Origin of the sequence: Nocardioides sp. GCM10023255, from assembly GCF_042653125.1 — a bacterium.
In the GTDB taxonomy this organism is placed as follows: Bacteria; Actinomycetota; Actinomycetes; order Propionibacteriales; family Nocardioidaceae; genus Nocardioides.
Genome location: NZ_JBHSHU010000003.1, coordinates 43841 through 57003, shown reverse-complemented (window position 1 = coordinate 57003; position 13163 = coordinate 43841). Strand labels below are relative to the sequence as shown.

Here is a 13163-nt window from a genome sequence, read left to right as displayed (position 1 = left end):
CCGCGCCCACGCGGGAGCAAGGATCGCTGCCAGCCGGTACAGCACGGTCCTACGCTGTGTGCATGTCCGACCCGAGCGCCGACGGTCCGGCGGGACCAGACGCGGTGCGGCAGGGATCGTCGTTCCTGCTCTACCGCGACGGTGACGGGCGCCAGCGGATCGTCGCGCTGGACGAGCGCGACGTGACGGTGGGACGCGACCAGGGTCTCGACGTCGCCCTGACCTGGGACGGCGAGGTGTCGCGCCTGCACGCGCACATCGAGCGGCTGGGCTCACGGTGGGTCGTCGTCGACGACGGCCTGTCACGCAACGGCACCTGGGTCAACGGGCACCGGGTCAGCGGTCGTCAGCGTCTGGAGGACGGGGACACGATCCGCTTCGGGAACACGCCGGTGACCTTCAGCTGCTCGACGCTCACCGGCGGGACCGCACCGCGTACCGTCACCGCGGTGGACGTGGCCCACGCGGTACGGATCTCCGAGAGCCAGCGACGGGTCCTGGTGGCGCTGTGCCGGCCCTACAAGGGCGGCGCGCGGTACGCCACGCCCCCCACCAACCAGCAGGTCGCGGACGAGCTCTTCCTCAGTGTGGACGCCGTCAAGACGCACCTGCGCACCCTGTTCGCCAAGTTCGACCTGGACGCGCTGGGTCAGAACCAGAAGCGAGCCCGCCTGGTCGAGATCGCCCTGCGTCTGGGCATCGTCACGGACCAGGAGCTCTGAGCACCGCCACCCGGGCACCACACCTGGGTGGCGAAACGCCACCCCTCGAGCGCTGCGCGACCCCACTTTGGCTGTCTTACCGGCACCCCCGGGCGGGAGTGATGGTTCTTGGACAGGCACCACCCGGGTGCCGGATCTCGAAGAACCAAGGGGAATCCGATGTCCACTCTCACCACCAGCCGCTCCTTCAAGCTCCACACCGGCCTGGCCGTCGCCGGCGTCGGCGTCCTGCTCACGGCAGCCCTCGGGGGCGGTCTCGGAGACACGTCCGCAGCCCGTCTCCGCTCGACCGACCGCACCCCGGGGTCGGCGCAGGCCCTCGCCGCCGGTGGCGCGGGGAGCACCGACGGCCTGGTCACCAGCGCCGACACGACCGACTTCGACTCGTTCCTCGCGAGCGTCGTGGAGGACACCGCGAACTACTGGAGCGGCCAGCTGACGGCCTGGGAGCCGCAGTACGGAACCGGTCCGTGGCAGACCGTGACCTACCAGATCATCGACAGCGGCCAGTCCGTCCTCAGCGCGTGCACCGATGGCGCGGGCAACACCACGCTCGCCGGGGACCCCGACGAGCTCGCAGGGGCGAACCCCGCGTTCTTCTGTGGCGCGGACATGACCATCTACCTGTCCAGCCAGTGGCTCTACGACAACATCTGGAACGCCTCGGGTGACAGTGCCGCGGCGAGCGACTTCGGGGTGGCCTACGCCGTCGCGCACGAGATGGGGCACGCCGTCCAGCACGACCTCGGCATCACCACCCCCGCCGACTCGGCCACGGTCGCGCCGACGGAGCTGCAGGCAGACTGCCTGGCCGGCGTGTGGAGCAACGAGAAGTACTACGAGAACCAGCTCGAGCCCGGTGACGTCGAGGAGGCGGTGGCCGAGGCCGCGGCCGTCGGTGACTACGAGTACACCGATCCGGGCTTCCACGGCACGCCGGAGGAGCGCTCGGGGGCCTTCATGGTGGGGTACGACTCCGGCGACGCCAGCAGCTGCACGCTGGACCTCGCCGACACACTGTGAGGCCGACACCTCGCCTCGCTGCAGCGCCCCGGACAGGCGGTCCGGGGCGCTGTCGTGACGTCTGGCAGGTCCCTCCGCCGCAGGACGTAAGCCTCTCCGCACTCCGAACGGCCTGACGGACGCTTGGGCTGGAGGATCGAGACGACGGAGGACCTTCATGTCTGCATCGAGCACGCCACCCGTACCGACCGCCTACCCGGCACGCCTCGAGGTCGATCACGCGGACCAGTACAACCGCGTGACGACGGCGTTCCGGATCGTGGTGGTCATCCCGATCGCGATCGTCTACGGCGTGCTCACCGCCGGCGCGAGCGAGACGGCGTACGACCAGAGCGGCGAGACGGTGAGCTCCACGAGCGGCGGGATCGTCGCAGGCCTGTTCATGGCGACCTTGCTGATGATCCTGTTCCGGCAGCGGTACCCGCGCTGGTGGTTCGACTTCGCGCTCGAGCTGACCCGGTTCGGCACCCGCATCGGCGCCTACGTCGCGCTGCTCACCGACGAGTACCCCTCGACGGTCGAGGCGCAGAGGGTCCACCTCGAGATCGACTACCCGGACGTCGAGCGAGAGCTGAACCGCTGGCTGCCCCTGGTGAAGTGGCTCCTCGCGATCCCGCACTACATCGTGCTGTTCTTCCTCTCGATCGGTGCCTTCTTCGCCGTGGTCGTCGCCTGGTTCGCGATCCTGTTCACCGGTCGCTACCCCCAGGGACTGTTCGACTACGTGGTCGGCGTGGGCCGGTGGTGGCTGCGCGTGGAGGCGTACGCGTTCCTCCTCGTCACCGACCGGTACCCACCCTTCTCACTCCGCTGAGGGAAGCTCCTGGAGCACGGCCACCGGGATCGTCCTGCCTGCCTTGCGGGCGTACCTGGCGACCTCCGGCGCGCGGGTGAGGACGGTCCCGGTCCACACCGCCTCCCGCACACTCCCGACGAGCTCGCGGGGACGGACCCGGAAGTGGTCACGGCCGATCTGCACGTCAGCCACGTCGGCCGCACGGAGGTTCAGGAACCAGTCGGGGTCCCGTGCGGAGCCCGAACCGGTGCCCCACACGACCTTGCCGTCGGGCGTCTCCAGGAAGCGCACGCAGGTGGAGCGGGGGAGACCGGTGCGTCGTCCGGGGACGGTGATCAGCAGGACGGTGACGTCCTTGCGGCCACTGCTCAGCCGGCCGTCGAGCCTCCGGTAGAGCCAGACGCCGATGCGGTTGCCGACCCGGGTGAGGCGTCGACTCATGTCCGGGCTCCCCTGTGCGCCACCGCACCCACCCGGGCGAGGTCCTGGGCCAGGCGGGCGTCGCGGTCCTGGTGGGCGGGGATGAGTCGTGCGTAGAGCCGGTCGAGCAGCCACGGCGCGCGCAGGACGGTGAACGACTGCGTGATCAGGGTGCGGTCCTCGCGCGGTTCCAGCAGGATGCGCCACACCGTGCTGTCGGGGAAGAGCGGGGTCGGTACCGTCCGCCAGACCAGCTCGTGGTGCGGGGTCGCGGCCAGGATCTCGCAGGTGCGGCCCCAGCGCGCCCAGCCGGCCCGGTTGCGACCCCGGAAGCGCGCCCCCGGGGTCGGTCCGGCGGCGCCGCCGAGCCACCGTGCGGCACGGCACTCGTGGCTCCACTCGCCGATCCGGGTGACGTCGCCGACCACCGCCCAGACCTGCGCCACCGTGGCGTCGACGACCACCTCGACGTGAGAGCTCTTCTGGACCTGGCTCATGGAGCCCTCCTCCGGTAGATCCGACGTGCGGGTGTCATGTCCCGTCACCGTTCAGCAAGAGGCGAAGCGTCGTCGCGAGCCACTCCTCGTAGTCTCCGACCGACCTGCGTCCGACCTGGGTGAGCAGGTGGAAGGCATCGGCGCCCATGACGACCCACAGCCCGTCGAGCACGTCGTCGTCGACCGGCCTGCCGACCACCATCTCCACGCCCTGGCGGATGTTGTCCCGCCGTCTGGTCTCCAGCTCGTGGAGCTTCGCCGCGAGCTCCGGCACGCTGCCGGCGGCCTCGGTGAGTGCCCGACGCAACCCCCAGGTGCGCTGGTTGAACCCCGCGAGCAGCCTCGCGGCGGCGCTGATCCGGTCTGCGAACCCGCCGACCCCGAGCGCGGCGAACTCCGGACGCTGCGACAGCGGCAGTGGCTCCGCGTCGCCGACGACGCCCACGTCGATGGCCGTCAGCAGCAACTCGGGCTTCGACCCGAAGCTCGCGTAGACCGTCTCCACCGCGACGCCGGCCGCCCCGGCGATGTCACGCATCCCGGTCGCCGACCAGCCCCGGTCGGCGAACAGTGACGTCGCCGCTGCCAGCACCGACGCGCGTGTCTGTGCCGCCTGCTCACGGCGGCGCGTCGACCGGTACGGCCGCCTCGGTTGCTCGGGGAGCGTGTCCTCGGGGGTGCTCATCGGCGCCACCTCCCACGCACGATGCTAGAACCGGACCGTATTCGATACAACGGTGTTCCAGTCAATGTCTGGACCGGCTGAGCACAGCTGTCACGGAAGGGGAGCGGCGTAGTGGTGCGCCTCGGGAGCGGCTCGGGCCTTCGGCACGTTCAGCTCCACGACCACGCGGCAACCGGGGTCGCCGACCGCGATCCTCTCCTCGAGCAGCACCGTCGCGCCGTGGTCGCTGTTGCGAGCAGCGATCCCGCCGAACACGCTCGAGGTCATCCGGCACAGGGAGGGTGCCTGCTGGACCACCGAACCGAACGGGCAGCGGTCGTTGACCAGGACGATCCGCTCGGTGCTGGCCTCGAGGACGCGGAAGCCGCCGTCGATGGCGTGCTTGAGCCGCACGTAGCACTGACCCATCAGCTCAGGAGTCATCCGACCGGTGATCGCCGCCGCGAGCCGGAACTCCTCCTCCATGCGACCACCGACGTCCGTGCCGACCTGCGCCACGGCCGCGTCGGCGGAGTCCTGCCCGTGCTCGACCTCGATGGTCTGCGCCAGCTGCACGACCAGCGCCCGGAGGAAGGCCTCCTTGCCGAAACCGCCGCTGGGCAGGGCCTCCTCGAGCGCCGGCAGTGCGGGGGTGCGACGACGTGGTGGGTCGTGGTCGACCGTGGCGGGTCGGGAGACGGGCAACGTCATCGAGACGACGAGACCCTCACCTGAGCGCTCGCGACTCTCCAGCGTGGGCGCCAGCTCCCGCATGATGAAGAGGCCGCGGCCGGACTCGGCCAGGGCGTCCGGATCCGGGTCCGGGGCCGGACCCACGTCGTCGGCGAGCCCGGCGGATTCCTGGTCGAAGCCCGGCCCGAGGTCGAAGACCGACATCGTGGGGTTGGGGCCCCGCCAAGTGAGCGAGACCCAGACCGGTCCCGCCGTGTGCCGCATCGCGTTGCCGACCGACTCCGCGACGAGGAGCTCGGCCGCGTCGAAGTCACTCTCCGGCTCGCCGTGGCGCCTCAGGTAGGCGACCAGCTCACGCCGCAGCAGCGGGAGAGTCTGGGGTGAGTCACCCGGCAGGTACCAGTCCACGCGGTCAGTGTGGCACCGCCACGAGGTGCTGTCTCCGCTCGCTGGGTGGGCAGGATTCGGCGCGCTAGTCCAGGTATCCCGTGTCCGGGTTGATGTTCGCGAGGAAGTCCCGGATCGCCCAGACCATCTCGGGCCGCGTGAACGACCGGTCCTCGGAGAGCCGCGAGCTGAACCCGTAGCCACGGTTCGGGCCGGACAGCCAGGTGAAGTCGCACTGGCTGCGCACCCCCTCGCGCGTCTCCACCTCGAAGACCTCGCCGTCGACCTCGAGGAGCGTCGCGTGGGGGATGGTCATGGCCCCACTGTGGCACGCGGCCCGACACGGGCCGACCCCACACATCCCCTGAAGTGACGACTCCTGACCCACCGGTAACACTCCGGATACCGGACAGGAGTAAGTTGCATGCCGTGACGACTGGGGGATCCTGGGACCAGCACGCCGCCGCGGTCGAGCGCCTGCGGGCGTCGTACGACGCGATACCGGCGGGTGCACCCGTCCGGCTGGCGAAGAAGACCTCCAACCTCTTCCGGCCCCGCGCCGACTCCGCGGCCCCCGGCCTCGACGTGTCCGGGCTGACCGGCGTGATCGAGGTGGACCCGGCGGCGCGGACCGCCGAGGTGCAGGGGATGTGCACCTACGAGGACCTCGTCGACGCCACCTTGCCGCACGGCCTGATCCCGCTCGTGGTGCCGCAGCTGCGCACGATCACCCTCGGCGGAGCCGTGACCGGCCTCGGGATCGAGTCCACCAGCTTCCGCAGCGGGCTCCCGCACGAGTCTGTCCTCGAGATGGACGTCTTCACCGGCGCCGGGGAGGTGGTCACGACCCGACCGGGGGACGAGCTCTTCGACACCTTCCCGAACTCCTACGGCTCGCTGGGCTACGCCACCCGGCTCCGCATCGAGCTCGAGCCCGTGCCGTCGTACGTCGCCCTGCGCCACGTCCGCTTCGACGACGCGGGTGTGCTGGCCAAGACGGTGTCGGACATCGTCGCGACCCGGACCTTCGAGGGCACCCGCGTGGACGGGCTCGACGGCGTCGCGTTCGCTCCGGGGGAGTACTACCTGACGCTGGCCACCTGGACCGACTCCCCGGACGGCGCGACGTCGGACTACACCGGCCAGGAGATCTACTACCGCTCGATCCAGCAGCGGGCAGCTGCCGGCTCCGGCACCGACCTGCTCACGATGTACGACTACCTGTGGCGGTGGGACACCGACTGGTTCTGGTGCTCCGGGGCGTTCGGGGTCCAGCACCCGGTGGTCCGCCGGCTGTGGCCGCGGCGCTACCGGCGCTCGGACGTCTACCACAAGCTGGTCGGCCTCGACCGTCGCCTCGGCATCGCCGACCGTCTCGACCGGCGTGCGGGACGGCCGCTGCGCGAGCGCGTGATCCAGGACGTCGAGGTGCCGGTCGAGCGGCTCGAGGAGTTCCTCGCGTGGTTCGACGAGGCCGTGGGCATGCGGCCGGTCTGGCTGTGCCCGCTGGTCTCGAGGCGCGACTGGCCGACCTACCCGCTGGCGCCCGGCGCGACGTACGTCAACGTCGGCTTCTGGGGCACCGTGCACGTCGGCCCGGACGCCCCCGACGGGCCGCGCAACCGCGCCATCGAGGAGCGCGTCCACGAGCTCGGCGGCCACAAGTCGCTCTACTCCGAGGCGTTCTACGACGCCGAGACCTTCGACCAGCTGTACGACGGCGCGAACCTCGCGGCCGTCAAGCGGCGCTACGACCCCGACGACAGGCTGACCAGCCTCTACGACAAGGCGGTGAGGAGACGATGACCATCACGACGTCCCGGCGAACCACGACCGGGAACCTCAGCATCGGCGACGCAGTCGCGTCGCTGCTGCGCGACGGCATGCCGGTGCGGTTCACGGCGTACGACGGCAGCGCAGCAGGAGACGCGGACGCCCCGATCGGCCTCGAGCTGCTCAACCAGCGCGGCCTGTCGTTCCTGCTCACCGCGCCGGGCGACCTCGGCATGGCGCGTGCCTACGTCTCCGGCGACCTCCGGGTCCACGGCGTGCACCCGGGCGACCCCTACGACGCGCTGAAGCTGCTGCAGAACCACCTGCGGTTCCGCAAGCCGACCGCAGCGGAGGCGCTCGCACTGGTGCGCGGGCTGGGCATCACCAACCTCAAGCCCCCGCCGCCGCCCCCGCAGGAGCACCTGCCGCGCTGGCGCCGGGTGATGGAGGGCGTGCGGCACTCGATGACCCGCGACGCCGAGGTGATCCACCACCACTACGACGTCTCCAACCGCTTCTACGAGATGGTGCTGGGGCCGTCGATGACCTACACCTGCGCGGTGTACCCGACCGCCGACGCGACGCTGGAGGAGGCGCAGCACGCGAAGTACGACCTCGTCGCGCGCAAGCTCGACCTCCAGCCCGGGCAGCGCCTGCTCGACCTCGGCTGCGGCTGGGGCGGCATGGTCCGCCACGCCGCACGGGAGTACGGCGTCAAGGCGCTGGGCGTGACGCTGTCTCGCGAGCAGGCCGCGTGGGCCCAGCAGAGGATCAAGGAGGAGGGCCTCGACCACCTCGCCGAGGTGCGGTTCCTCGACTACCGGCTGGTCGAGGAGGGTGACTTCGACGCGATCTCCTCGATCGGCCTGACCGAGCACATCGGGGTGCGCAACTACCCGGCGTACTTCGGGTTCATCCGCGACAAGCTGCGTCCGCAGGGGCGGCTGCTCAACCACTGCATCACCCGGCACGACAACATCCCGCGCAGCACCGGGGCGTTCATCGACCGCTACGTCTTCCCCGACGGCGAGCTGATCGGGTCGGGCAAGATCATCACCGAGGTGCAGAACGCCGGCCTCGAGGTGCAGCACGAGGAGAACATCCGCGTGCACTACGCCAAGACGCTCGCCGGCTGGTGCCAGAACCTGGTGGACAACTGGGACGAGTGCGTCGCCGAGGTGGGGGAGGGCACCGCCCGCGTGTGGGGCCTCTACATGGCCGGCTCCCGGCTCGCGTTCGAGCGCAACGAGATCCAGCTGCACCACGTCCTCGCCACGAAGACCGACGAGAACGGCGAGTCGGGCTACCCGCTGCGGCACACCTTCTGAGCCGACCCGTCGCTCCCGACCCGCGTGACCGTCGACCCGTCGTCAGCCGACGACGGGTCGACGCGTCTCGATGTGAACAAGCGACGGGTCGGCGAATAGCCTTGACCGGTGAGCACGAGAGCCAGGCAGTACGCAGCAGAGGTCCTGCGACGTGAGCAGCTCACCCCCCACCTGGTCCGGCTGACCCTGGGCGGTCCCGGGCTGGCTGCCTTCGCGAGCACCGGCATCCCCGACGAGTGGGTCGGCCTGGTGGTGCCGCAGCAGTTCCAGAGCCGCTACTACACGGTGCGGTCCTGGGACGGGGCGGAGCTGGTCCTCGACGTCGTCGTGCACGAGGTCGGGCTGGTCACCGAGTGGGCCGCCCGCGAGTGCGTGGGCGAGACGGTCACGGTCACCGAGCCCAAGGGCTCCTTCGCGATGCCCGACGAGGCCGCGTGGCTGCTGCTGGTCGGCGACCTGACCGCGATGCCGGCGATGGCCCGGATCGCCGAGTCCGTCCCGCGCGACCTGCCCGTCCGGATCTGGGCGGAGGTGCCCGACGCCGACGTCCTGAGCGGCTCCGCGTACCTCCCCGAGGGTGTCGACGTGACCTGGCTGGCCCCGCCGGCCGCCGGGCAGAGCGACCTGGCCGCGGTCGTGGAGGGCATCGACTGGCCCGAGGGCGACGGCTACTTCTGGATGGCGGGGGAGTCCGCGCAGATGCGGGCGATCCGCAAGCACCTGATGCGCGAGCGGCAGCTGCCGAGCGCGGCGTACGACGTGATGGGCTACTGGCGCGGGGTGGCCCGGCGCCAGCCCCGTGCGGTCGACCCCGGCCCGATCTGGCGGGCGGGCAAGATGGCAGGCAAGGCCGATGACCAGATCTGGGCCGACTACGACGAGGCGAGGACCCGGCATGAGTGAGCACAGGAGTGGGTTCGCGTCGTTCGTCGGCCGCCCGAACGCAGGCAAGTCGACGCTGACGAACGCGCTGGTCGGCACCAAGGTGGCCATCACCTCGGACAAGCCGCAGACCACGCGGACGGTGGTGCGCGGCATCGTGCACCGCGACGACGCCCAGCTGATCCTCGTGGACACGCCGGGCCTGCACCGGCCGCGCACGCTGCTCGGCGAGCGGCTCAACGACCTGGTGAAGACCACGCTGTCGGAGGTCGACGTGGTCTCGGTGTGCTTCCCGGCGAACGAGAAGATCGGGCCGGGCGACAAGTTCATCATCAACGAGATCGCCAAGATCAAGCGCACCACCAAGGTCGCGATCGCGACCAAGACCGACCTCGCCACCCCCGAGCAGATCGGCCTGCACCTGCTGGCGATCCAGGAGGCCGGGCGCGAGGCCGGCATCGAGTGGGCCGAGATCGTGCCCGTGTCGGCGAAGTCCGGTGACCAGGTCAAGCTGCTCGAGGACCTTCTCGTCGGACTGCTCCCCGAGGGCCCGCAGCTCTACCCCGAGGGCGACCTCACCGACGCTCCCGAGGAGATCCTGGCGGCGGAGCTGGTCCGCGAGGCCGCGCTCGACGGCCTGCGCGACGAGCTGCCCCACTCGGTCGCGGTCGTGGTGGAGGAGATGGCCCTGCGCGAGGGCCGCCCCGACGACAAGCCGCTGCTGGACATCCACGCCAACCTCTACGTCGAGCGCGACTCCCAGAAGGGCATCATGATCGGCCCGAAGGGCGCCCGGCTCCGCAAGGTCGGCACCGTGGCCCGCCAGCAGATCGAGGCGCTGCTCGGCACGCCCGTCTACCTCGACCTGCACGTGAAGGTGGCCAAGGACTGGCAGCGCGACCCGCGCCAGCTGCGCAAGCTCGGGTTCTGAGCCCGCCTCTGCTCAGCTGCGCAGGTACGACGCACCGTTCACGTCGATGATGGTGCCCGAGGCGAACCGGGCGTCGGGCGAGGCGAGCCACACCACCGCAGCGGCGACCTCCTCGGGGCGCGCCACCCGCCCGAAGGGCGACTGGCCGCGCACGGCGTCCCCGCCCGGGCCGTCGAGCACCTCCCGCGCCATGTCGGTCTCCACGAATCCGGGTGCCACCGTCCCGACCGTGATCCCGTGCGGCGCGAGGACGAGCGCCATCGACTGCCCGAAGGCGTTCATCCCCGCCTTGGACGCTCCGTAGGCCGGGCACTCGGGCTCGCCGCGGAAGGCGCCCCGGCTCGACACGTTGACGACGGCGCCGCCACCCGCGGCCCGCAGGTGCGGGATCGCGCAGAACGTGGCGTTGGCGGCACTGCCGAGGTTGGTGGCCAGGGTTCGTGACCACACGTCCTGCCAGTCCTCGTACGACGTCGACAGCGGCGGGTGGGCGACGAAGACGCCGGCGTTGTTGACCAGGACGTCGAGCCGGCCGAGCTGCTGCGCGGCGGAGTCCACGGCCTCGCGCACGGCGTCCGGCTGGGCCACGTCGGCCTGCACGACGACGTGCCCGTCACCCGGCAGCGAGTCGAGCACCGTTTCGGCGGCCTCCACCGACGTCCCGTAGTGGACCGCGACCCGGTCACCCTGCTCGGCGAAGGCCCGGGCGATCGCGGCTCCGATGCCGCGCGAGCCCCCGGTGACGAGGACGCCGCGGCCAGACGTGTGCTCGACCATGGCGACATCCTCTCGTGGTCGGGTGCGGGCCGTCAGTCCGGCACCCAGCACAGGCCGTAGTGCTGCCCGCCGTCCCACTTCTCCTTGGTCGGCCATTCGTAGCCCCAGGTGAACTGCAGCGGGTCCGCCGCCGCGGCCCGCCCGGCGTCCTCGCAGGGCGCCTGGCCGGCCTCGCGAGCGGCTGCCGGGCCGGGGTAGCGAGCGCCCGCGAAGTGCACGACCTCGACCGCGCGCCAGCTGTGCGGCCGGGAGCAGATCACCCGGAAGAAGTCGGCGTGGCCGGGCTCGGCCGTGCTGCACATGCCGAACCGGTCCCGGCCCTCGGCGGTGCCGAGGACCCCGCCCATCCGCGGGGCCAGCGGCGCGAGCCGGCCCTCGGAGGCGACGGCGATCACGTCGCAGCGGTACCAGTCGGCGCCGGCGTCGGAGAGCTTGACGGTGGGGGTGAACCAGACGGCACGCAGCATGCTCAGGTGCAGGTCGTCGAGGCTGCCGCCGAGGTACGCCGGCAGCCGGCGCGGGCACTCGGTCGCGACCTGGGACTGGACCCGGTCGGAGTCCACGGCCAGCAGGTGCCCGTCGACGACGGCGTCGAGCACACCCACGGCGTACGTCATCGAGGTGTGCGGCTTCGCGCAGGGCACCGACTTCGCCCCGCTGGTCGGGGCGAGCGCCTGGTCGTAGCCCAGCGCGTAGCAGGCCCGTTCGCGCGGGGCGGGCACGCGCGCCGCGGGCGTCGGCGTGGGCGACTCCGACACCGTCGCCGAGGACGACGCGGACGGTGACGGTGCGGAGGAGCCGTCACCGTCACCGGTGCAGCCGGCCAGCAGCAGCGCCGGCAGGAGCACGGACGCGAGGACGGCGGCCAGGCGCTTCACCGGTCGGTCCTCGCCCAGCAGACCGAGCGCCGGTTGCCGGCCTTCCACTCGGCCTCGTGGAAGTAGGTGTAGCCGATGTCGTAGTTCACGGGGTAGCCCAGCCAGGCGCCCACCGAGTCCGAGCAGAAGTCCCGGGTCTTCACCTCGACCAGCCGGTCGCCGGGGTAGGGGTCGTCGTCCTCGCCCAGCTTGATCGTCGTCACCGCGCGCCAGTCGTGGGGCTCGGAGCAGGGCACCTTGACCGAGCCCGCCACCGAGGGGCCGTCGGCGCAGACGAGCCAGTCGTCGTCGAGCTTGCCGAGCATCAGGCCCTCGGCGGTCTCCGGCAGCTCGACGTAGTCCTTGCTCTGGTCGCCGCCGCCGACCACGTCGCAGCGGTACCAGCGGGCGCCGTCGTCCCAGGCGCTCTCCGAGGGCCGGAACCACGCCCAGCTGGTGACCGTGCGCATCACCAGGCTCTCGTCGGCGCCGAGGAACCGCATGAACTTCTTCGAGCAGGTCTCGTAGGCCCAGGCGCCCAGTGCGTCGGCGTCCCAGTCGGCGTCCTCGAACGAGTCCGGCAGGGTGCCGACGGCGAACGTCTGGGCGGTGTGCGGCTCGGCGCAGTCGACGGTGCGGGTCGCGTTGCTGGGCTGCGCGACGTCCTCGGGCGTGAGCACCCGGCAGGCGCCGAGCTCGGGCACCTCGACCGAGTCGACCTGGTCGGGGTCCGCGTTGCTGCCCTGCGCCTGCTCGGTGGTGCAGCCGGCGAGGAGGGCGAGCGCACCGACCAGGAGGGATACGGCGAGCGCGCGCACGTGCGGCACGGACCCTCCCTCCCTGATGTCCCGCGTGGTGTTCGAGAACGACCGTGATCGTACCCGTGGGTCAGCCGGCGAGCAGAGCCGCCAGCGTCCCGCCGAGCTCGTACGCCGCGGCCTGCTGCTCCTCGCCCACCTCGCCGAGGACCTCCAGCACCTCCGCGGCCTGGCGCCAGGGCAGCGCCCCGACGATCGACTGCACCGAGCGGACGGCCCCGGTGGTGTCGTAGCGTCCGTGCACCCACAGCCCGTACGGCTTCTTGCCTCCTGCCGCTGCCGTGGCGGAGCCGTCCTCGGCCAGCGCGCCGCCGGCCTCGAGGAAGATCGAGTCGAAGAAGTGCTTGAGCGCGCCGCTCATGTAGCCGAAGTTCGCGGTCGTGCCGAGCAGGTAGCCGTCCGCGCCGAGCACGTCCGCCGCGGTCGCCTCCAGTGCCGGGCGGACCACGACCTCGACTCCCTCGATCGCGCCGTCGTGGGCGCCCGCCACCACCGCGTCGGCCAGCGAACGCACGGTGGGCGTGGGGGAGTGGTGCACGATCAGCAGTCGGGCCATCCGGCCGAGCGTAGCGCCGGGCGCTGCCGGCCCGGTTCC

At 71.5% G+C, this 13163-nt stretch carries 16 protein-coding genes; 7 read left to right on the top strand and 9 right to left on the bottom strand.

Translation table 11 applies throughout. The features are described 5' to 3' along the window. Positions 1–62 precede the first annotated feature (62 nt). From ACFO9I_RS04020 to ACFO9I_RS04010, 3 genes are all read left to right on the top strand, one after another. Positions 63–722, top strand: coding sequence for an FHA domain-containing protein (locus ACFO9I_RS04020; RefSeq protein WP_379178047.1), 660 nt, complete (start codon positions 63–65; stop codon positions 720–722). Positions 723–881: 159 nt separating this feature from the next. Beyond that, positions 882–1745: a neutral zinc metallopeptidase gene (locus tag ACFO9I_RS04015; protein WP_379178046.1), complete on the top strand. Its 864-nt coding sequence runs from the start codon at positions 882–884 to the stop codon at positions 1743–1745. 157 nt (positions 1746–1902) lie between these two features. Beyond that, positions 1903–2559 carry a DUF4389 domain-containing protein gene (locus ACFO9I_RS04010; protein WP_379178045.1) on the top strand — a complete coding sequence of 219 codons (657 nt, stop codon included), beginning with the start codon at positions 1903–1905 and terminating at the stop codon, positions 2557–2559. On the opposite strand, the gene ACFO9I_RS04005 is transcribed toward ACFO9I_RS04010, so the two are convergent. From ACFO9I_RS04005 to ACFO9I_RS03985, 5 genes are all read right to left on the bottom strand, one after another. After that, complete coding sequence (locus ACFO9I_RS04005) at positions 2548–2982, bottom strand: nitroreductase/quinone reductase family protein (protein ID WP_379178043.1); 435 nt, start codon at positions 2980–2982, stop codon at positions 2548–2550. The two genes, ACFO9I_RS04010 and ACFO9I_RS04005, sit on opposite strands and share 12 nt — an antisense overlap. Beyond that, positions 2979–3458 (bottom strand): SRPBCC family protein, encoded by a 480-nt coding sequence (locus tag ACFO9I_RS04000; RefSeq protein ID WP_379178041.1) that lies wholly within the window; start codon positions 3456–3458, stop codon positions 2979–2981. The genes ACFO9I_RS04005 and ACFO9I_RS04000 overlap by 4 nt, the downstream gene beginning before the upstream one ends. A 34-nt stretch (positions 3459–3492) precedes the next feature. Then, positions 3493–4143, bottom strand: coding sequence for a TetR/AcrR family transcriptional regulator (locus tag ACFO9I_RS03995; protein WP_379178039.1), 651 nt, complete (start codon positions 4141–4143; stop codon positions 3493–3495). Positions 4144–4233: 90 nt separating this feature from the next. Continuing rightward, entirely contained in the window at positions 4234–5223 is a 990-nt protein-coding gene (locus tag ACFO9I_RS03990) for an ATP-binding protein (RefSeq protein WP_379178037.1), read from the bottom strand. Positions 5224–5287: 64 nt separating this feature from the next. Beyond that, entirely contained in the window at positions 5288–5518 is a 231-nt protein-coding gene (locus tag ACFO9I_RS03985; protein ID WP_379178035.1) for a hypothetical protein, read from the bottom strand. A gap of 113 nt (positions 5519–5631) precedes the next feature. Between ACFO9I_RS03985 and ACFO9I_RS03980 the strand changes: the two genes are divergently transcribed. From ACFO9I_RS03980 to era, 4 genes are all read left to right on the top strand, one after another. After that, on the top strand, positions 5632–7008 hold the full coding sequence (locus ACFO9I_RS03980) for an FAD-binding oxidoreductase (RefSeq protein ID WP_379178033.1): 1377 nt from the start codon (positions 5632–5634) through the stop codon (positions 7006–7008). Further along, positions 7005–8303 (top strand): class I SAM-dependent methyltransferase, encoded by a 1299-nt coding sequence (locus tag ACFO9I_RS03975; protein WP_379178031.1) that lies wholly within the window; start codon positions 7005–7007, stop codon positions 8301–8303. The genes ACFO9I_RS03980 and ACFO9I_RS03975 overlap by 4 nt, the downstream gene beginning before the upstream one ends. A 108-nt stretch (positions 8304–8411) precedes the next feature. Further along, positions 8412–9206 carry a siderophore-interacting protein gene (locus ACFO9I_RS03970; RefSeq protein ID WP_379178029.1) on the top strand — a complete coding sequence of 265 codons (795 nt, stop codon included), beginning with the start codon at positions 8412–8414 and terminating at the stop codon, positions 9204–9206. Beyond that, positions 9199–10116, top strand: coding sequence for a GTPase Era (gene era / locus ACFO9I_RS03965; protein ID WP_379178027.1), 918 nt, complete (start codon positions 9199–9201; stop codon positions 10114–10116). Before ACFO9I_RS03970 ends, era begins: the two co-directional genes overlap by 8 nt. Before the next feature lie 12 nt (positions 10117–10128). Here era and ACFO9I_RS03960 read toward each other — a convergent pair whose 3' ends face one another. From ACFO9I_RS03960 to ACFO9I_RS03945, 4 genes are all read right to left on the bottom strand, one after another. Next, the gene (locus ACFO9I_RS03960; RefSeq protein WP_379178025.1) at positions 10129–10893 is read right to left on the bottom strand and encodes an SDR family NAD(P)-dependent oxidoreductase; all 765 of its coding nucleotides are present in this window, start codon (positions 10891–10893) and stop codon (positions 10129–10131) included. 32 nt (positions 10894–10925) lie between these two features. After that, positions 10926–11771, bottom strand: a complete 846-nt coding sequence (locus ACFO9I_RS03955; protein WP_379178023.1) for a septum formation family protein — start codon at positions 11769–11771, stop codon at positions 10926–10928. After that, the gene (locus ACFO9I_RS03950) at positions 11768–12577 is read right to left on the bottom strand and encodes a septum formation family protein (RefSeq protein ID WP_379178021.1); all 810 of its coding nucleotides are present in this window, start codon (positions 12575–12577) and stop codon (positions 11768–11770) included. Before ACFO9I_RS03950 ends, ACFO9I_RS03955 begins: the two co-directional genes overlap by 4 nt. A 61-nt stretch (positions 12578–12638) precedes the next feature. Further along, complete coding sequence (locus ACFO9I_RS03945) at positions 12639–13124, bottom strand: flavodoxin family protein (protein WP_379178019.1); 486 nt, start codon at positions 13122–13124, stop codon at positions 12639–12641. Positions 13125–13163 lie beyond the last annotated feature (39 nt).